The organism is Leptospira bouyouniensis (assembly GCF_004769525.1).
In the GTDB taxonomy this organism is placed as follows: Bacteria; Spirochaetota; Leptospiria; order Leptospirales; family Leptospiraceae; genus Leptospira_A; species Leptospira_A bouyouniensis.
This window is the reverse complement of the sequence record NZ_RQFT01000008.1, coordinates 215583-235257: the sequence shown is the minus strand read 5'-3', so window position 1 is coordinate 235257 and position 19675 is coordinate 215583. Positions and strand designations below refer to the sequence as shown.

Annotated in this window: 21 protein-coding genes; 9 read left to right on the top strand and 12 right to left on the bottom strand. The window is 37.9% G+C overall.

What is annotated here, in order from left to right; genetic code table 11:
* Window positions 1-81: 81 nt before the first annotated feature.
* The 3 genes from EHQ43_RS09445 to EHQ43_RS09435 are packed head-to-tail and all read right to left on the bottom strand — an operon-like array spanning window position 82 to window position 2653.
* Window positions 82-717: a rubrerythrin gene (locus EHQ43_RS09445; protein ID WP_135740586.1), complete on the bottom strand. Its 636-nt coding sequence runs from the start codon at window positions 715-717 to the stop codon at window positions 82-84.
* Window positions 718-748: 31 nt separating this feature from the next.
* Window positions 749-1396: a hypothetical protein gene (locus EHQ43_RS09440; RefSeq protein WP_135770987.1), complete on the bottom strand. Its 648-nt coding sequence runs from the start codon at window positions 1394-1396 to the stop codon at window positions 749-751.
* On the bottom strand, window positions 1397-2653 hold the full coding sequence (locus EHQ43_RS09435; protein WP_135770985.1) for a 1-acyl-sn-glycerol-3-phosphate acyltransferase: 1257 nt from the start codon (window positions 2651-2653) through the stop codon (window positions 1397-1399).
* 47 nt (window positions 2654-2700) lie between these two features.
* Here EHQ43_RS09435 and lmtA point away from each other — a divergent pair, with 47 nt between their 5' ends.
* The 3 genes from lmtA to EHQ43_RS09420 are packed head-to-tail and all read left to right on the top strand — an operon-like array spanning window position 2701 to window position 4609.
* Window positions 2701-3462, top strand: a complete 762-nt coding sequence (lmtA, locus tag EHQ43_RS09430; protein ID WP_135770983.1) for a lipid A Kdo2 1-phosphate O-methyltransferase — start codon at window positions 2701-2703, stop codon at window positions 3460-3462.
* A 6-nt stretch (window positions 3463-3468) separates the two neighbouring features.
* The gene (locus EHQ43_RS09425) at window positions 3469-3732 is read left to right on the top strand and encodes a hypothetical protein (protein ID WP_135740590.1); all 264 of its coding nucleotides are present in this window, start codon (window positions 3469-3471) and stop codon (window positions 3730-3732) included.
* Between the two features lie 22 nt (window positions 3733-3754).
* Window positions 3755-4609, top strand: a complete 855-nt coding sequence (locus tag EHQ43_RS09420; protein ID WP_135770981.1) for a hypothetical protein — start codon at window positions 3755-3757, stop codon at window positions 4607-4609.
* Here the strand turns inward: EHQ43_RS09420 and EHQ43_RS09415 are convergent.
* From EHQ43_RS09415 to EHQ43_RS09385, 7 genes are all read right to left on the bottom strand, one after another.
* The gene (locus EHQ43_RS09415) at window positions 4572-5600 is read right to left on the bottom strand and encodes an AAA family ATPase (RefSeq protein WP_135770979.1); all 1029 of its coding nucleotides are present in this window, start codon (window positions 5598-5600) and stop codon (window positions 4572-4574) included. The two genes, EHQ43_RS09420 and EHQ43_RS09415, sit on opposite strands and share 38 nt — an antisense overlap.
* Window positions 5597-6949 (bottom strand): phenylacetate--CoA ligase family protein, encoded by a 1353-nt coding sequence (locus EHQ43_RS09410; RefSeq protein WP_244242733.1) that lies wholly within the window; start codon window positions 6947-6949, stop codon window positions 5597-5599. The genes EHQ43_RS09415 and EHQ43_RS09410 overlap by 4 nt, the downstream gene beginning before the upstream one ends.
* A 61-nt stretch (window positions 6950-7010) precedes the next feature.
* Complete coding sequence (locus EHQ43_RS09405) at window positions 7011-7562, bottom strand: hypothetical protein (RefSeq protein ID WP_135753152.1); 552 nt, start codon at window positions 7560-7562, stop codon at window positions 7011-7013.
* Window positions 7537-9183 carry a vWA domain-containing protein gene (locus EHQ43_RS09400; RefSeq protein WP_135770975.1) on the bottom strand — a complete coding sequence of 549 codons (1647 nt, stop codon included), beginning with the start codon at window positions 9181-9183 and terminating at the stop codon, window positions 7537-7539. The genes EHQ43_RS09405 and EHQ43_RS09400 overlap by 26 nt, the downstream gene beginning before the upstream one ends.
* Window positions 9184-10125 carry a hypothetical protein gene (locus tag EHQ43_RS09395; protein WP_135770973.1) on the bottom strand — a complete coding sequence of 314 codons (942 nt, stop codon included), beginning with the start codon at window positions 10123-10125 and terminating at the stop codon, window positions 9184-9186.
* Window positions 10122-11699, bottom strand: coding sequence for an AAA family ATPase (locus EHQ43_RS09390; RefSeq protein ID WP_135770971.1), 1578 nt, complete (start codon window positions 11697-11699; stop codon window positions 10122-10124). The genes EHQ43_RS09395 and EHQ43_RS09390 overlap by 4 nt, the downstream gene beginning before the upstream one ends.
* A complete protein-coding gene (locus tag EHQ43_RS09385; RefSeq protein ID WP_135770969.1) occupies window positions 11696-12277 on the bottom strand; it encodes a hypothetical protein in 582 nt (193 codons plus the stop codon). The genes EHQ43_RS09390 and EHQ43_RS09385 overlap by 4 nt, the downstream gene beginning before the upstream one ends.
* Before the next feature lie 73 nt (window positions 12278-12350).
* Between EHQ43_RS09385 and EHQ43_RS09380 the strand changes: the two genes are divergently transcribed.
* The 6 genes from EHQ43_RS09380 to EHQ43_RS09355 all read left to right on the top strand — a co-directional run bounded on the left by EHQ43_RS09380 (window position 12351) and on the right by EHQ43_RS09355 (window position 17836).
* On the top strand, window positions 12351-13265 hold the full coding sequence (locus EHQ43_RS09380; RefSeq protein WP_135753147.1) for a TIGR01777 family oxidoreductase: 915 nt from the start codon (window positions 12351-12353) through the stop codon (window positions 13263-13265).
* 63 nt (window positions 13266-13328) lie between these two features.
* Window positions 13329-13733, top strand: coding sequence for a c-type cytochrome (locus EHQ43_RS09375; RefSeq protein WP_135740600.1), 405 nt, complete (start codon window positions 13329-13331; stop codon window positions 13731-13733).
* Window positions 13734-13783: 50 nt separating this feature from the next.
* Complete coding sequence (locus tag EHQ43_RS09370; RefSeq protein WP_135740601.1) at window positions 13784-14005, top strand: hypothetical protein; 222 nt, start codon at window positions 13784-13786, stop codon at window positions 14003-14005.
* 42 nt (window positions 14006-14047) lie between these two features.
* The gene (locus EHQ43_RS09365; RefSeq protein ID WP_167481775.1) at window positions 14048-14398 is read left to right on the top strand and encodes an STAS domain-containing protein; all 351 of its coding nucleotides are present in this window, start codon (window positions 14048-14050) and stop codon (window positions 14396-14398) included.
* 56 nt (window positions 14399-14454) lie between these two features.
* Window positions 14455-15735 carry a citrate/2-methylcitrate synthase gene (locus EHQ43_RS09360; protein ID WP_135740602.1) on the top strand — a complete coding sequence of 427 codons (1281 nt, stop codon included), beginning with the start codon at window positions 14455-14457 and terminating at the stop codon, window positions 15733-15735.
* Window positions 15736-15790: 55 nt separating this feature from the next.
* Window positions 15791-17836 (top strand): SpoIIE family protein phosphatase, encoded by a 2046-nt coding sequence (locus EHQ43_RS09355; protein WP_135771095.1) that lies wholly within the window; start codon window positions 15791-15793, stop codon window positions 17834-17836.
* A 228-nt stretch (window positions 17837-18064) separates the two neighbouring features.
* Here the strand turns inward: EHQ43_RS09355 and EHQ43_RS09350 are convergent, their stop codons facing one another.
* Together EHQ43_RS09350 and EHQ43_RS09345 are read right to left on the bottom strand one after the other, a co-directional pair.
* Window positions 18065-18991 (bottom strand): TPM domain-containing protein, encoded by a 927-nt coding sequence (locus EHQ43_RS09350; RefSeq protein WP_135770967.1) that lies wholly within the window; start codon window positions 18989-18991, stop codon window positions 18065-18067.
* The gene (locus tag EHQ43_RS09345) at window positions 18991-19656 is read right to left on the bottom strand and encodes a TPM domain-containing protein (RefSeq protein ID WP_244242731.1); all 666 of its coding nucleotides are present in this window, start codon (window positions 19654-19656) and stop codon (window positions 18991-18993) included. Before EHQ43_RS09345 ends, EHQ43_RS09350 begins: the two co-directional genes overlap by 1 nt.
* Window positions 19657-19675: the final 19 nt, after the last annotated feature.

Here is a 19675-nt window from a genome sequence, read left to right as displayed (position 1 = left end):
TCTCAAAGATCCAATAATAGTATTATGTCGCATGAAGATGGTTGAAGGAAACCAAGTTGAGATTTTTTTCGCAAGCCTTTTTTAATTTAGGGAGAATTCACCGATTTGGCGCCAAAAACGGGTGAAAATTTTAGCTTCTTCGGCCTCCAAATGGGAGAGTCTTTCGGAAGCATTTGGGTCCAGGCGGAACATTTCGGCGCTCATCTCGGATAAATGGCCTTCCTCTTCTAGGATGAGGTTGGTTAGGCGGATAGGAGAGCCCGATGCGTCCAAAATTTCATCGTACGCATTGTAAACGACCATGGCTCTTTTTTCGATGACAGTGGTGGTGTACAAATATGCCAGGTAGGTGAAGGTTTTTTCGTCAGGGAAAGCGGAACGAAGGTTTTTACGGACAAGGGCATCTAGTTTTGCGAAATAAATTCTTGCCGCGGTCCCTCTCACAAGAGAGGAGTTTTGGTATCCAGAACGAAACTCAGGTTGGATGGTCCTTGCGGCCTTTTTAAAAAAGAGAGCATGCCTTGCTTCTTCTGTGGCGTGGCGTAAAATCATTTCTGAGGTTTCTTCATTTGATTGGGTGAGGAGGATTTTTCGCGAACCAATGTGTTCGAGTAGGGAGAGAGTGTTTAGCCAAAGTGCATGGTTGGTTTGGTTGCCAACAATTGCTTTTAATACCTTAGGGATGGAATCATTCGAAGAGAGAGTGACACTGCTCATACATCCAAGTTGGAAAACCTGAGATTCTATGCTAGCCTTTCTTTAAGGGAATTGTGAGTTGGGCGATGGTTTCTCCGTCTTCATGGTAAATGCGAAATTGGTCAGTGGGTAAACCTTCACCCTTCAGTAGGATGATACAGAGGGCAATACCAATGCCTTCTCCTTCTGAGTTGTCACCCTTTTCGATATAATATTCCATAATGTCATTGTAGTTTTGTGCATGTAGCAGGGAGTTTCTAATTTTTTGCATTTCCCCTCGCACTAACATCGAATTGTTGCGAATATCAAATTTGATTTGGGATTCGTTATGTTCGATTTTGATTCGGACATATAAATTTTTTTGACGAGCAAGTGATTCGAAAGTATTCCCTCTTCCTGAAAGGATAAGGCTTTTATACATTCTTACACCTAACTCATAGTCGGCGGGAGATTGGATATCTAATAAGTTTTCCTGGAAAAATAGACGTTTGAAATTAGCTTTAAATCCATTTAGGATCAAATCTTTGACAATCGTGAAAAGAATTGCCGAAAGATTTGGAATATTGTATTTCGCCGCTAAAACATCAAGAATACGGACTAAGTTTTCATCTAAATTTTTGGAAGCACCGAAGACCTTCATTTCTAAGGGACTTTTTTTTGATAGCAAATCCTCAATTTCTGATGTTAGTAAAGGTTCCATTTAAAAAATATATTGGCTCGGAAACAGTGCGTTAGATTTGGATTTTTCGTCCACGAGCATTGTTTGTAATTCATTTCTTAGACGTTCTGTAATTGTATCAAGAGTTTTCTTTTTGTCTTCTTTGTATGAACCAAGATAGTCATTGATCTTAAATGGTTCTCCAAGTCTAACAATCGCTTTGTGAGGTCTCGATTTGGTTTCTCCAAAAATTTCGTTTTCATAACGGTATAAAAATTCGTACAATCGTTCTGCACTTGGCAATTCTTTGATGTAAGCAGTTTGGATAGAGATAAAATCATATGCTTTTGTGGCAGCGGTTCTTGCCCATCTCGCCATTTCCAAACTAGGTAATTCTCCATTAGGATCTGGCATACCCACAGAAACCATTTCGAGAACGCTGAGAATTTTTCGGAGTTTTTCAATGGCGTTGGCATCAATGTCCCACTTTGGGATGTTTGCTTTCCGTGCAATATTATCAAGCATGGCATGACGCATCCGGCCCAATCGGTAATCAAAATCATCTACTCTGTTATCTTCGACTGGGACACCGTATTCTTTTTCCTCTCGTTCCATCATGCGTTTCCCAACAGATAAAAATCGATGTACAATGTCCTTACCTGTCTTTGATATGCCTAACCGATGTTCCATTCTCAAAAGACTTTGATCAATGTCTCTTTGCATGGATTGGATGGAGCTTGTCATTCGGTATTTGATAAATGTTGGTAGAACCCATATTGTGGCTTTTGGATCTTTTTTTAATGCATCTTCCAATCCCCAAATTCCCAATTGGGCAACACCTGGTTGGAAAGGGAGTAATGTATCATTCATGCCACTGGTTGGTTCTCCCTCAGGGAAAAGTGCTAATTTCCCAGAAGGGTTTGCTAAGATTGTACGAGATGCTTTTAAGGATTCTCTATCGGGTGCACCAGCTAATACAGAATAGGCGCCAATAGATTGGATAAAATCACCTACGAACCCATACCCCCATTCAAAAACCTCTCTTGCAGCCATATAATGGAATCTTGCTCCCATTTGATTTGCAATATGGAAGGCAACCCCAGGTTCTTTGGTTGTAGGATGGTTGGAAATATAAAGAAGGCGTTCATTTTGAAAGGTTTTTAATGTTTTTTCGTCTTTTTGTGAGATTTCAATCGAATCGATATTATGGACCAATTTATTGAGGAGAGGCAGTGTCAGATCGGTAAACCATAGAGCAGGGAGATTGAACTTTGCAGGAATAAAGGATTTGATTGACATAGGACGAATGCTGTCAGCTTAATCAAAGGAAGCAAGTACGATTTAACATGGCACTTATAGAAGAACTCAACCAACAAGGCAATTTTCTCTTCCGATGGCGCTCCTACATACCAGGAGTCATTCTATTCCTTTCCTTACTGTATTTACCCTTTGTTCCTTATTTCCAAGGGAACTATATGTCCAATTTATATTGGCTTACTGGTGCATTTGTAGTTAGTTTAGCGGGATTATTTGTAAGATGTTTCACCATCGGTTACACTCCCAAGAATACCTCAGGACGTAATACCAAACAACAAGTAGCTGATGTAGTCAACCAATCGGGGATTTATTCTCTTGTTCGCCATCCACTATATGTTGGAAATTTTTTGATGTATTTAGGACCTGTTTTTATCCTACGCGACTTTGCGTTCGCATTGGTTTACATCATGTTCTTTTATCTATATTATGAAAGGATCATATTTGCTGAAGAATATTTCCTACGTGGAAAATTTAAAGATGCATATTTGCAGTGGGCAGACAAAACCCCAGCATTTATCCCACGTTTGTCGGGGTATAAAAAACCAAATTTAGATTTTTCCTTCAGAAATATTTGGAAACGAGAATACCCAAGTTTATTTGGAATCATTGTTGTGTTTACTGTATTTGATCTTATTCAAATTTACTTCCAAGAGCCAAACCTTCGTGTGGTTGACATCACTGGAATTTGGAAACCTTTTCATACTTGGTTTTTTGGGTTTGGACTTATATTTTATGTTGTGACAAGGATTATCGTAAAGACCACCAAACTTTTGGAAGTCGAAGGACGATAATTTTTTATGAGCCGTTTGTCCAATGGTTGGAAAGTTCCAGAATCATTAGAAGATAAAAAAGAACTTCTGGAATCTTACCAAAACACTGTGAACAGTATGGAAAGTGAAAATCCACTTACCATCTTTCGAGAACATATGGACAACGGCCTTTTGTTTAAAGCTGGATTACAAGATGCTATGAATCAACTCACCACTTTTGCCAATTTGTATATGAGCATCATCGAATTAAAAGAAGAGATCAAAAAACAAACCAAAGGTAATGGAGATTGAGATACAATTGTATGGTTAAGGAATGGATATAAAATCCCTTTACGATGGAAAAACTTATTTTGGTAATCTTTGCAAAGAATCTATATCTTATCTAAACACAATTCTCCAGTACATTCAAGACGAGTTTCAAGCAGGTGATCCTTGTTTAATCACTTCTCAGATACCTTATCTCCAATTACAGAATTCGATGGCAAGGATTCGAAGTAAGATTTATGAAAATCATTCCATTCTAAAATTCTTGTTTCCTATCTTAGAAGAGTGGAACGTCGACCCAAACGATGTATATCTAGATCTATTGCGTCTTCGTTGCGTTCCAAATGGATTCCATCTTATGCAAGGGGCGGAATCAGTTCAGTACATCCATCGTGATTCTTGGTATGCCAATCCCGAGAACCAAATCAATCTTTGGATACCAATCACAAAAGTAGAGTTAGGTTCTGGGTTTTCTTTGTATCCATCTTATTTTAAAAAGTCCATTCAAAATAATTCTTCAATGTTTTTGTATGACCATTGGTTGGAAACAGGTGGATTCCAAACAAGTGCCATCCACCCAAGAATCGGCGAAAAAATATTCCCAAAACCGTTGGAACAAGTTTCTGATCCAAATGTTCTTTCGGTATCGGGTGATTTTAGGGATTATTTTCTTTTCGCATCTCACCACTTACATGGAACCAATGATAACACACAAGGGTATTCTCGTTTTAGTTTGGAAGTCCGACTTGTGATCGGTGACCATATCAAAAATCACATCGGGCCAAAAAATTATGATAATGGTTCCAAAGGTTCCACACTATATGAAATGAAACAATTGTTGGAAGGGAAAGTTTTACCAATTGAAGTTATTCAATCTTACGTAAAATCATCTGCTCTTTTGTGAAAGAAGTGGCATTGATTGGCCATTCTTTGATCTTGTTTACATAGTCGATTGCTAATGTTTCTCTTTCTAAAAAATTGCCCTTTATCAAATAAAAATCTCGATTTGCTTCTTCCATCGACTCCAGAAATCGAGTTTTCATTTCCTCTCTTTCTTCACCTAAGTCTCGTAATTTGTCCTTTTCCCAAGGGATGTCGATGTCAAGAAATAACGAAGCATCATATTGCAAACTAAGCGCTCGTTTGGTGAGCCAAGGAATTTCTGACCTATAGTACCTTTCTAAATACACCTTTGTTGTGAGTAAATCTGTATCTAAGAAGAGTATACCGTTAGAAGTTTTGGCGGCTTCTATTTCTGATAAAAGATGGCCTTTGGCGATCGGCAAAAAATCGGATTCTTCCATAGGTGTTGGTTTTTGTTCTAAATATTCTCTTGCAAACTCTGGGATCCAATTGGTTTTAAAATGCTCGGCTAGTTTTTTGGCGAGTGTGGTTTTCCCAACAGATTCACTCCCAGTGAGGACAATCCGTTTTACAAAGTAATGTCGGATTGTTTCCGGGATATAATTCCAGTGATTCAAAGGTGATTCACGGATCTTCGTTGCTGAGATTGGGAATTCTTTTCTTTCAATATCGATCGGAATGTGTTTGCACCCGAGAACAGAAGCTAGTGGGTCACCATAGAGTTCAGATGTGAAAACAATATCGATCGGGTGAATGGAATAAGATTCGATGGTATGTTTCCAAATATTCCAAAAATTTGGATGTTCTTCTGGGTATTGTGGGTTTTCCTCTTGTACCCATACCAATTTTATATTTGGATCTGTGATTAATTCTATCATCCATTCAAAACGTAGAAAACCAGGAATGATCTCTCGTTCCAAAGAACAAATAAGGACTGTTAAGAAGTCACATTGTTTTTTAGCTTCTCGAATGAGATTCAGATGGCCTTTATGAGGTGGGTAAAATTTACCTAGAACAAGTCCATGGTTCATGGATTTACCCCAATTTTGTCTTGGTATGAATTGATATATGCCAATTGTTTTTTTCCATCTAACGGAAAGTTAGTTGAAATAAACACTTTAGAATTTTCACCGAAAAGTGATTCTAATTCCTTTTGTAATAAATCCTTTTCTATTTCCCAATGGGTTTCATTCTTTATGACTTCCGTTTCCAAGGAAAGGCGACAAACCCATTCATTACTTTTGGTTTGTTCCACTTGGAATTGGAAAATAAATGGTTTTTTTCTTAGAATCCTTCCCACATCAATTGGATTAATTGTGTCTCCATTTGGTTTATGGAAATATACAGATTTTCTACCCGATAACAGACGTAAACGTGGAAAATGGTCTCCGCAAGGGCAAGGTCCATATTCGAGATCCCCAATATCACCTGTTTTGTATCGAAGGAGTGGTAAATAGGGATTCCTTCCACCGGTAACCACAATCTCACCGACATTGCCTGTAGGAACAGGAATTTTAGTATCTTTTGTTAACACTTCCACATACAAATCATGTGGGAGGATGTGCATCCATTCAGGATCGAAGGGACAGGAATAGGCGAGAGGTCCTGTTTCATTTAACGAATAAAAGTTGATCACCGGGCATTGAAAATAGTTACTTATTTTTAATCGTAAAGCGGGCGTTAGCTCTAATGCGGTGGAATGGATTGCTTCTGGTCGATATTGGATCCCCATTTTCATTGCAGATTCAAACGCATAAGGATCTCCCGTTAAGATTTGTGGTGAAGATTCTTTTAAGAAATTTTGTAAATCAGATGGCTTTTTCCAGGAATTGGGGTGGATGTTGATTTTGGCAAATTTGGCTCCTCCCGCCAAACTATGGCAAGTTGCATATTCGATAGTTTTCTCTTGATAACATAGTTGTATGGCAAAAGTAGACTTCGGTGAATGGATGGGTTTTACTCCATGCCTTTCTACACTGAATTCAATCAAAGGCACATAACACCCAATTGCCATAGGGTGATTTGGTGCAAGGATGGGTTTTCCTGTTGTACCAGAAGTAGGGTTGATAACCATTTTTGATAAATCCAAATCAGTAGGTATGATTTCTGTGATCTTTGTTTGTAAGTCTTCTCTTTTTGTTAACGGAATGGATTCAAATTCTTCTTTAATATCGAACCCAAACAAACGAGTGCGAAAAAATTCAGACCGATGGCGGTAATATTCGATAAAAGAAATGATGGTTTGTTTGGTTTGGTAGTTAACATTTTTTTTAGCTAGTAAAAATTCCGTTTGGAAGTTTTTCACAAAGTGGAATTCTCCTTCTCCAATTCGGTCGCCAATTCTTGTATTCCAAATTGGTGCGTACTTTGAATGGATCATTGAATTTAATTCTATTTCCCAATCTTCACATAACAGAGGAGTTGTTTTTGAATCCAAAATTTTATTCACGATTGTATTTTGAAGCGGCCTCTTCCTCTTCTTTAAGTTTCATTTGTCTTAATATTTCTTTGGCTCTTTCTTGTGCTTTTTTTGTTTCGTCTAAAATTCGAATACGTTCACGAGAATCAATAGAACGATACCGATCCGCAAAGTACTCTTTAGTTTCTCCTTCGGGGAGTAAATCAAATTTATGGAATAAACTCCTTACCAGTTCTTCGGCACGTTCCGTATCAGTAATCCAAACGTTATAAGGAGACACAATTTCACATAATTTCGGTAAGGTGATTGTTAGATAATCAAACAATAATTCTTTAGAGAATTCAGGAATTTTTGTTTCCTTACCATACAAAAGATTGGATAGGATTATGTGGGTAGCCTTAAGATTATCATCCGAAATGGTATCAAATGATTTTGGAAACATTGAGGACTTCCCGTCGTTTGTTCGAAAGAATAATACATCAAACCACAAAGCATCAAGAGATACAGATGTTAAATCCACCGCATGGAACGCCGTGTTTAGAACTTGTTTAACGTAGTATCTGATTCCTAACATAATTCCTTTCCACAAAATCCTTACTAAATTGGATTAAGTCAGTCCAAGTTTTGATCGGATAAATCTCCCAACCACTTTTTTGTAGCTCATTGACAACAGAATTATTATTTGGTTCGTAAAGTTGTAAGACCATTGATCCTCCACCATTTGCCTTTTCTAGGGCATTTTTGACAATGGAACGTGCGTTACGTGGATAATTTTGTGTGAACATGGTATCAATTCCATCATCGGAGATTACAAGGATGTGCCGTTTTCGTTTGGGTTCTTCTTTATACTCATCTTCCAAAAGTTCCAAAGGGAAACATGTCCCGCCACCAAAATAACCTGTAAGCACTTTTAAAATCTCTTTTTCATTTTTGATAAAACCATCAGTAACTAAAAATTCTTTTACTCCTGACCATAAAGTTACTCGTACAGAGCTTCCTGTTTTTAATGCGGATAAAGCAATGATAGCTCCAGCTAAAGTTAAGTATGACAAATCGTTTTGTGGATTCGGCATCGATCCTGAACAATCAACAAACAAATCTAAATCGATTGGATTCAATTTGATTTCATTGGAAGTTGTTTCACCATATACATCTTCTACTGTTGTGTACCCTGGAATGATAACTGGACTTTTGATGGTAGATTCGAGCCAATTGATTTTATCTATAGGGGAACCTGGGTCCCATAAATCATTTCCTTCTAAAATTTCTTCTTTTGCACCGGGTGTGATTAAATTTGGGAAAGGAACTAGGTAAGGTAAAGCTTTGTCTTTGTAGTATCGATATGTAATTTCAGAAATATCAGCATCAATTCCCATACTTTTACAAATGGTTGAATACTCGGCAGGTGAGAGCGAACGTTTTGAGCCTGTGATCCCTTCTGTTGGGAAAAGGTCGGATGATATTTCCACATCAGTGATTCCAGAAGGAGGAGTCATCCCTTTCCCTGCATCCAATGTATCTAAAAGAGAATGGATGGGATTGGTTACTGTTTGGTTATTTAATTCAAAAAAATAAGGAAAGCAGATACTTGCAAAATCAAACATTCCCTTTGTCCAATCGTTTGGGTAATTGCGAATCATTCGAGAGACAAGTGAAGCATCTGATTGGATTTGATCACTTAACGCACCTTCTGTGAGTGTGCCTGATGGAAGAGCCCATAATAATTCGTAGGTTCTCATATAAAAATTCCAAAAAGGATCTTCTTGTTTCCCTAATCTTTTATACACCTCATCCATTCTTAAATTGTTTTGTCGTTTGAGATGGTCGTTGATGAATAAATCTTCGTATATGTTGACTATCATTGGAGTGAGATGATTTAACCTAGGCATCGCTAAGTTTGTGATATAAATCAATTTAGCCTGATCAGCCAAATCACCAGGGCAGAACACATGATGACCAATTTCGTGGCCTAAGATTTCCAATGAGAAATCTTCAAGTTTATAATGTTGGATTTGATTCACAGACAATAGGACTCGGTGGTCTTTTAAGCGAATCGCAGCAAAAGATGTTGTTAATCCTTCTGCTTTTTCTTCAGATGCAGTGAACAAAAACTTTGCTGGAGTTAGTTTTACGTAATCACTCCAAAGTTTAAGTGCATCATTCCATTTTGATTCCCAATCTTTTACAAAATCCACCTATGTTCTCCCAGTGTAAAACAAATACAATTGGTAAGAATTTTTTAATGTTAAAACCACAAATGAATCGGTTTCGATGGAAGAAGAAATGGAGTTTGTTTCCAATTTTTGACTGACAATTTGTTTCCAAATAGAAGATTTAATGGAATTGTTAATCTTCACTGGTGATTTTATCGGCTCCATTGTATGGAGGCTCGTACCAAATTCATCGATGAAGAGTTCATACCAACTTTTGCCTGATTGGATGGCTATCGACCCGCCGTTCTGGTATAGAATTGGCAAATGTGAAAAACTTCCGCCAAACAATGTATATCCGGGGATGAAACGAAAGTGGAAAGATGCTTTTGATTTTTGATTTGGATCAAAAGTGATAAAAGCAGTTCGGATTGAATTTTCATCGATTCCAAACAAACGTTTGATCTCTTTTTTTAAACTTTCGTTTAAAGTATGAAACGCTAATTGTAAACTTTCTCTATATTCTGGTTTACCACTTGCCCAGAATAGTAAACTGATTACGAGTTTAAATTCAGATATTGTTTGGATCCAAAGTAAGACTGACTGGAGTCGTTTGAGAAAAATTTCCTTTTTCTCATCTTCCAGTTTTGATATGACATTTACAATATAGGTGATGAGTAGAATGGGGTCTTTTTTAAGATCAGGTTGGATTTCTAAAATGATTTGAAAAAATAAAGAATCCAATGCCTCGATACGTTGGAAAAATTGTTTGGAAATTAAAATAACGAAGGTTTCAAATAATGATAATACGGTTTTCTCTTCAAAAAGGATAGAGTGATTGGAAGTTACGGCATTAAAGAAAGGCTCCATGTGGTTTGCCAATTCTTCTTCTGAAAATTTGGAATTGGTTCGTTTTACGGTGAGGACAAGTTGGTTACAATATTCCTTTTCTTTGAGTAAGATTTCTTTCCAAGGAGAGGAATTCATACATTTGATTCCACCCATTTTAAATAATTAGTATAACGTTGGTGTAAATATTTTAAATTGAGTAAGTCATCAAACATATGGCCATATAACTTACGTTGTTTGGATATAGATTCAATTTCTTTTTCGATCTCAACTAATCTTTGTTTTGTTTCTTTTGCGGATAACCCTTCCAGGCCTGTTTCAAATTTTTCAGAAAGTTTTGCAACAGTATCATTTTTATCAAGTCCTAATCGTTCATATTCGCTTAAGGACAAGGTGAATAGTTTTCGAATCCAACTCACTCGATCGCTACGATAAATTTTGTTTTCTGCTTCTTCAAAAAAAGGGGAATCGATGTTTTGTACTAATTTATCATGTAAAACAAAAGGGAGTATATGGCTTAGGTCTTCCAAACTAACTTCTGTTAATCCGCGAAAGTATGCAAGTGCCTTTGCATAATTAATACAAGTAAAAATGGCGCGGACACTTAATCCATTTTTAGTTTGGGAACCAATGTCCTTAACCTTGTCTTTGCCAGTTTCCAGTGCGGCAAGGGAAGAAAAATCGGTGACACTTAATTTTGCAGTGTCTTTGGTTTTGTATTCTAATTGTTCGCCTGCATATTCCATGAACTCAAACTGAGAAGCAAAAAATTCCATCCGACGGCGAAGACCAGGTGGGAAGTGGATTTGTTTGATTTGTTCACTCATTCGTTTCAACTCATCCTCGGAAAAAATGATTTCTTTTGGAACAAGAGATTCTGGTTTGTATCCTTCTTCGACTCTTTGGATTAAATCTTTGATAAAACGTGTATTAAAGTGTGGTGCTTTGACTACCACATCAATTCGATCGCGAAGTGCTTCGATGACTTGATAAGTTCCTCCGCCTGCATCGTCATTGGCTGTTAAATACCAAGCTGCCTCTGGGCATTCAAAAATTTGGTCATAAATTTCTGCATAATTATCTCCCATAATGGTGAGTAGTGCTGATTGTGTCCGAGTGGGAATCCGATTGTATTCATCGATAATTTTTACTTGCATCCCAAGCCATTTCCGCCATGCAATTTTGATTTCATCCATAGATTTGGCTTGCATCATATCACTTGGCAAAGGATTCCCAAGTAAATCGGTGATAGTCATCTGTGGTTGGCCATGTTGGATGGCTCTTTTGATTTCTTTAATAGAATATCCTGATAAAATTCCCATAAGGATGGCTGATGCTGTTTTGCCACGGCCTGGTCCACCAACTAACAAACATTTTCCTTTGACGATCAATGATAATAGAGGTAATAATACAAAACTTGAATAACTTTGAGCGGTAGGAAGTGTGATGGTTGATTTAGAATCCCCTATCGAAAACTTTAAAGGAGGAGTGTCATTGTATTCAATATCATAAAAAGGATTGATGATTGCAAAATTGGTAATCCAAAAATAAGCTTTCCTTAATTTTTCATCTAGATCTTGAGAGATATCAGATTCTTTTTTTAATGGAAGTGGCCCATCTTCTAGGAGACTAGTGATATCAAATTTTTTCTCCTTACCTTTGTTTTGTGGTAAAGTTGGTGAAGCAGAAAGTTTATTCGGAGTGTTTGTCATAATACTTCCCTTAATTTTACTTCTGCAAGGCACCCTGTTTCTGATTGAATTTTGAATTCAGGAGTTAAAATATAAATATTTTTGGGATATTCCGTTTCTTTTTGGAAATGAGGGAGTTGGTCTAAAGGAATGGAGATTTGTTTTTTTCCCAATTCTTTTGATTGGAACACAAAAGATATTTTATCCTTGGGCATTCTCAGTTCTTTGTCTACATTGATGCTCTCTCGTAGCAAAAATCGTAAGGTAAAAGGAGGGATTGTTTCTCCAGGGCATGCTTCGATGAGAAGGCTTTCGAATTTTCTTGGCTTAAAAAGGTTTCCATCCCAAACATGTGAGAGTTGCATTTCCAAGAAAAAGTCAAAATCCACTTGTGAGTTTCGAATCTTTCTCCAAACTGTGGATGGATTTTTGTCTAATAGATGCGAAAGTCCGGTAGATGCGGTTGCATCTTCAATGCGAAATGGTGGGTTTTCTTTGTATCGTTCGATCTTTTTGTTGGTTCCGGAAAATAGAAAGTAGTTTCCAAATAGTACCAAAACAAGGGCAAAGAAAATCGGCAAAACGATTACAGGTCTCATAGAAAGAAAAACTTATGCTGAATGCGAAAATGGGCTACTTCTTTTTTTATTCACACCATCCTTTGGAGACTTTATGAAAATTGGAATTTTAGGTGGCACAGGCCTTATTGGAAAGTCCTTTATCACAACTGCAGTGGAAAGAGGGCATAGATTTCGAGTATTTTCAAGACAAAAATCCTTACCCAAATCTCTTTCATCCATTTCTGATATCGAATTTGTCTCTTGTATATTGCCCCAATCATCAGATTTAGAAGGTTTAGATGCCATCATGAATTTGGTAGGTGAACCAATTGCAGGTGTTAGGTGGACAGAAGAACGTAAAAAATTAATTAGTACTTCTCGCATTGAATTCACAAGAGGACTTGTCGCACGTATCCAAGATTTAAAACACCCACCAAAAGTTTTTTTGAATGCAAGTGCGGTTGGTTATTACGGCATGTCAGAGAATTTACACCCTTCTTTTACAGAATCCTCCCCTCCGGGTGATGATTTTTTAGCACAACTTTGTGTGGAATGGGAGAACCAAACAAAACCACTCGCACAAAATGGTATCCGTACCATTTTACTCCGTACAGGCATAGTCCTCTCTCCCAATGGAGGGGCTTTAGAAAAAATGATCCCTCCATTTCTAATGGGAGTCGGTGGTGCAATTGCATCAGGGAACCAAGGGATGAGTTGGATTCACATTTTAGATTTTGTGGATGCAACAATTCATTTGATGGAATCAGAAAAGGCAAGTGGAGCCTATAATTTGGTTTCTCCCAATCCAACGAACAATGCGGAATTTTCAAAACAATTGGCAAAGGTCCTAAAACGACCCAATTTATTTAAAGTTCCAAGTTTCGCTATACAAGCGTTATTTGGTGAAGGTAGTGTTGTTGTGACAAAGGGACAATATGTTGTTCCTGAACGTTTATTACAATCAGGATATGAGTTTCAGTTTCAAAATTTAAATGATGCTCTCTCAAATCTTTTGGAAAAAAACTGAATTCTTCTTTTCAAAAGACAAGAAGCATAGGAGACTGGAGTCATCCTTATCTCGGAGTAAGAAATGAACTCAAAAAAAGTATTAGTCTCTCTACTCGCTGTCTCCTTCGCATTTGTGATGGTGGCTTGTGGCGACTCCAAACCAAAAGAAGAAGCACCTGCAGTGCAAGAATCTAGTGCAAGTGCCGACCCTGACTTAGTCAAGGGAGAAGAATTATACCTCCAAAATTGTTCTTCTTGTCATGGTGAAAAAGGAGCTGGTGACGGAGCTGCAGCGGCTGCACTCAACCCAAAACCACGTAACTACAAATCCCCTGCATCTGAGTGGAAAAATGGAAACACAATTGCTGGAATCACTAAAACTTTGAAAGAAGGAATCAAAGGATCTCCAATGGTAGCTTATGGCCATTTAGGTGATGATAACATCAAAATCCTTGCTAAATACGTAGAACACCTTTCTAAAAATTAAATTGCCTAATTTCGGTTCCGTTTTTTTGGCGGAACCGAAACCCTTCCTTTATGAACCAAATCATTAAAAAAGCTGACCGACCCACTTGTGATTGTGGAACCACAAGGGAAGATGAGAACGCCCGTAAGGTTGTCAAATACTCTACTTGGGGGATGATTGCCATGGGGCTTGTCGGGATATCTGCTACACCAATTGATATCTACTATGTCTGCAAAAAATGCAAACAACCCTTTGGCCGATTCACAAAAGAAGAAAGAAAATCGAAATCCTAATTTTTGTTGACCCGCCTTCTTGGTGGAATTCCCTGGAGGCTAATGATGGAAGAGTTTAAGATTCGATTGGGATTTGAGAATGGGGGAAACCTCCCTGTGATCCATATTTCTGGCGAAATCACATCCGAAGCGGAAGAAGAAATAGTACAATCCTACGAATCAATTCCTGGGGACAAACGGTCACGTGTGATCCTCAACTTTTCAGAAACATCGTACATCAACTCAGCAGGCATTGCCACCCTGATCAGCCTCATCACAAAATCATCTGAGAACCAAGGCAAAATTGAATTTGCCGGACTCAACACTCACTTTCGCAAAGTGATGGATATTGTTGGACTGACTGATTTTGTTCTGATTCACGATTCTCTTCATTCTGCACTCGCCCAAGTGTAAATTCTTCTAGATTCCTAACTTACGTTTGCTAAGATAGGAGGTAGAGAGGTCTTTTCATGAGTGAAGTGGAAATCCACATCAAAGGTAAAACATACAAACTTCCTGTCATCACTGGTACGGATGGAAAAGAAGGTATCGACCTTACTGATTTTTACCGCAAAACAGGGCTTGTAACAGTTGACCCTGGTTTATTTAATACTGCCCTAGGTTTATCAAAAGTTTCCAGAAGAGATCCTGAAAAAGGAGAACTTACGTATCGTGGTTATGACCTAAAAGAATTGGCTTACCAATCTACTTTTGTTGAAACATCATTTTTATTAATTTATGGTAATCTTCCCACAAAACAAGAGTTAAGTGATTTCTCGAGTCGCCTCTCAAAACACTCTATGATCCACGAAGATATGTTAAATCTTTTTGATGGTTTCCCTGGTGTGGCAAATCCACTTGCAGTTTTATCAGTGATGGTTACATCACTATCTAGTTATTATTTAGAAGAGTATGAAGAAAAGTTGGATATGGGCGTAGACTTAATTGCAAGATTACTCGCAAAAATTCGCACCATCGCTGCTTTCACTTATAAACATGCAGTAGGCCATCCTTTCGTTTACCCTCTCGACAAAAATCCTTACTGCACGAATTTTTTGTATATGATGCATAAACTTCCTGCGGACAACTATGTTGTCCCTGAAGAGTTTGATCGTATCCTAAACCAAATGTGGATCCTACATGCAGACCACGAACAAAATGTATCCAATACAGCTGTACAAGTTGTAGGTTCTACCCAAGCGAATTTGTTTGCATCCATTTCTGCGGGGATCATGGCACAATGGGGCGCACGAGAAGGTGGTAGACCCACAGCTGCGATTGGCCTCATCGAAGACATCATCAAAACAAAAACACCTGTAAAAGATTATTTCGAACGTTTCAAACGTGGAGGGCTCACCATCCGAACCAACGGATTTGGGCAAAAGGCATATGACGTGGTAAGTCCAAGAGCCCAAGTCGCGCGAGAAATCATCAAAGACTTCTATAAAAATCGAAAGCTCAGTGCCGTGGAAGACATCGCTCTCCAAATTGATGAAGTTGTTTGGAATGATTCTTACTTTATGGAAAATCTATTGTACCCGAATTTAGAGTACTATTCCGGACTTGTTTTCCATACGTTAGGAATTCCCAAAAATATGTTTTCGGTCATGCAAGTGATTGGAAGACTTCCTGGTTGGCTTGCCCATTGGAGAGAACAAAGGATGAAGGGAGATTTCTCAAAAGTTCGTCCAAAACAAATATATGTGGGCGAAAATCAAAGAAAATACATTCCAATCGCTAACCGTCTCTAGAGGAAACGAGGGACTCGTGACACTAAATCTCCGTTGGATTACATTCCTTTGGAGTATGGTACTTTTGTCATGTTCTGTGACAGAAGTACCTCCTGTTGCCGAGAAGGGTCAATTAATCGCCGTTAACTACCTAAAAATATCCAATCATGTGATTCAATTATCTGGTGATTGGGAATATTACCCAGGTCTTTTGTTCACACCCTCAGAATTGCCTGAAATCAAATCCATCCGGGAACCACATTACTTCAAATTTCCAGGAATATGGACAAAATCCTTTTTGGACAAAGGTTTTTTAGCAGGAGATGGATATGCAACCTTTCATTTAGAGTTGAACCATGGATTAAAAGGGATTCCACTTTCAATCAAAGTACCTGAGATGGAATCCGCCTATTCGTTATTTGTTGATGGTGAAAAACTTTCATCCAATGGAGTTGTTTCGGCTTCCTACCAAACGGGAATCCCAGAATACCGACCTCAAATCATCGATTTTATACCAAAGGAAAATCAAACTAACTTTTTATTACAAATATCCAACTACCATCATAGAAAAGGTGGACCTGCTCAATTGATCACCTTGGGTCGAACCTCTGATATCCATAAACAATATGAATTTCAAATCCTCCGAGATATGTTACTTGTTGGAAGTATTCTTTTTATGGGATTGTATCATATATTCCTCTATTGGAATCGTAAAAAAGATCCATTTACCTATTGGTTTGCTCTGACTTGTATTTTTGTCGCATTACGAGTGTTCATTACTGGAAACAAATATCTGGTGCAATTGTATCCAAATCTTCCTTGGGAGCTCCACTTAAAACTCAGTTACCTAAGTTTTTTCTTTATCACACCCATTTTTGCAAGGTATGTGTTTCTGTTATTTAAACCATATTTTTCCAGAAGGGTTTATGAATTACTTAAATATGTCGGGTATGCTTCCTGCTTTATCGTACTTGTGACTAGATCATCGTTTTACACATATTTGATGGTCCCATTCCAGATTTTTACACTTTTTGGTGCTTTATATACACTGGTAGTTTTGATAAGAGCAATTCGTGATGTCCAAGCTGATTCAATAATATTTCTTATCAGTTTTGTTGTTTTTGTGGCAAGTTTTGTAAACGATATCCTAGTCAATAACCTCATCATCAATTCTCCACTGACCATTCATTTCGGAATCTTTATGATGTTTTTTGTGCAATCAATTTACATCGCACGAAATTTCTCGAAAGGGTTTGTGGAAGCAGAAAATCTTGCCATTGAACTCTCTGAAAAAAACCAAACCCTTCAAAAAGTTCAAAATCAAATTACGATTTTAAATGAACGACTCGAAACAAGGGTCAAAGAAAAAACAATCGAACTTCAAAGTAAATTGGATCAAATCACAAAGGATATGAAACTTGCGAAGTCTATTATCCAAAGTGTAACCAAAGTTCCTGAAATGGAACCATATTTAAATGTGGATATTTTATACAAACCAACTGCTGATGTCGGTGGTGATATCTTTTTTGTCAAAAGGATCCAAGACTTTTATTATCGATTCTTTTTGGGAGATGCAACTGGTCACGGTTTGCAAGCAGCTTTGTATTCCATGATGATCCAATCAGAATTTGAAAGGGTTTCTGCAGTGGCAATGCGGCCAAATGATCTTTTGTTTTATATGAACCAACATTTTTATGATAAAAATGCTGATTTACAGATCTATTTTCCTGCACTTGTTATGGATTTTGATTTTCATCAAAATATACTCCGTTATGCGGGTGGTGGTGTGCAAAATCAAATCATAATGAAAAAAAATAGTGAGCCAACTATTTTAGAAAATACAGGGCCAATCATTGGGATACTGGAACACTATCGATATGGGATCTTTGAAACCAAAGTAGAATCGGGTGATCGAATTTTTCTTTTTACTGACGGACTATTCGAAGAATTGAATGAAGAAGATGGAATGCAAGCGTGGGATGAATTATTGTCTGTGATCCGAAGTACAAACGAATTATCGTTTCAAGAAATCATTCCTTCCGTGCAAACGATGTTATTCCAAAAAATGAATAAAATCAGTTGGAAAGACGATTCCACATTAATTGTCATTGAAGTTGTATAAACAAAGGCAATTGATTTAGTGTAAAATCTTTCTTCCTATTTTACTCTGCTCCAAAACAAAAGCCTTCAATTGATTTCGTTATCTCATTTGCATTTCAATTCAAACTAGCGAAATAGTAAAATCGGAAATATTCACACACACATATGAAAGATAGAAATACCTTTTTATCTGAAAGGAAACGAAGATAAGTATCGTTTCCTTTTTCAGTTGGTTTTATTGGGAATCCAATTACCAGTCACCAGATGATCCGCCACCCGCAGAGTCTCCACCACCTCCAGACCAACTATCACTGGAATCACTCGAAGACCAAGAGTCACTTCCAGAAGACCAGCCGCCATAAAACCCACCCCCATCTGATCCACTGCCTCCGCCTCCCTGGCCAAGTCCCAGTTTCCGTTTTAGGAACATGATGATGACAAATAATAGGATGGCTGCAATGAGTCCAAAGGTGCCTCCAAAGAGAAAGGTGAAGAGCGGTAAGATGACAATGAGGCCAATGATGGTAAAGATGACTCCACCAAAGGAGGGTATGAACAAAGAAATAAATGTGAAAATCCCACCTACAATTCCGGAAGGGATCACATCTCCTAAGGTATCTCGGCCTGTGGTTTGTACATCGTCTTCGGAAGGAGCATATTCTCCGCGTATCGTCGCCATGATGGCGTTTACCCCAGCAGTCACTCCTCCATCCATATCACCGGATTTAAAACTAGGACGAAGTTCGTTACGAATAATTTGTTTTGCTTGTATATCGGTCAGTGCACCTTCTAATCCACGTCCAACAGCAATTCTCATCTTTCTTTCGTTAGGTGCAATGATCAGCAAAACGCCATTGTTTTTAGATTTTTGTCCTAATTTCCATTCATCGAAAATTTCTATTGCAACATCTTCAATGGTTTCATCATGCAAACTAGGAGTCGTATACACAGCTATTTGGTTACTTGTTTCTGCTTCAAATTGTTTTAAATTTGCTTCAATTTGTTCGACCGTACTTTGAGATAAAATCCCCGCATGATCCATGACCCTTCTTTCCAATTTAGGAACAGGGTATCCTGAAAGAGAAGATTGTACACTGATCACCGCAACTAGAAGAAAACAGAATATAGATTGAGTGTGAGAGGATTTCGAAACTTGTTTTGATGATTTGATTTCCATCACATCAATTTCCCACCATCTCGAATTTCATTTGAGATCTCGTTTTTATCATCCTTTTCAACATGGATATTGTATTGTTTGAGTAAGTCCCCGCAGAATAGGATGCTTGCTACGATCCCTTCTTTTTTTTTGCCAGACTTCATTCCATCGACAATTAACCTGACTGCTTCATTCCATTCCGATTTAGGCACCACGCGTGCAATTTCTTTATCCGGATAGACTCTGACAAAATGTTCAAAGAGTGAAATATAAATTAAAATACCAGTTCGGTTTTTGGTTCGGAAGACTTCCTCCTCTAAAAACGCTTCTTTCGCCCTAAGTTCGACAAAGTATTGTCTGGCATTTCTCGGAACAAGTTGGATCCTCAGTTTTGGAAATAATGTAAAGATTCCAAGTCCAAAAATGGCTCCAATCCATACGGAGAGAACTGCAAATAAAGATTCATTTCCCCAGACAAGTCCGTACACATTTTGAGCTGTATAAAAACTAATCCCCGTTAGGCCTCCCATTAAAAAAGCACCAAACCATGCCCATTCCCGGTAGTGATGGGAAGATTCTGCAAAAAAAGGGACAATTTCAGCCGACGTTTTGGACTCAGCTTCCCCGACGGCCGATTTGATCTCATCTAAATCAGATTTTGTAAAATAACGCGATAGTACACTCATGGGCAAAAGGAAAACAGAT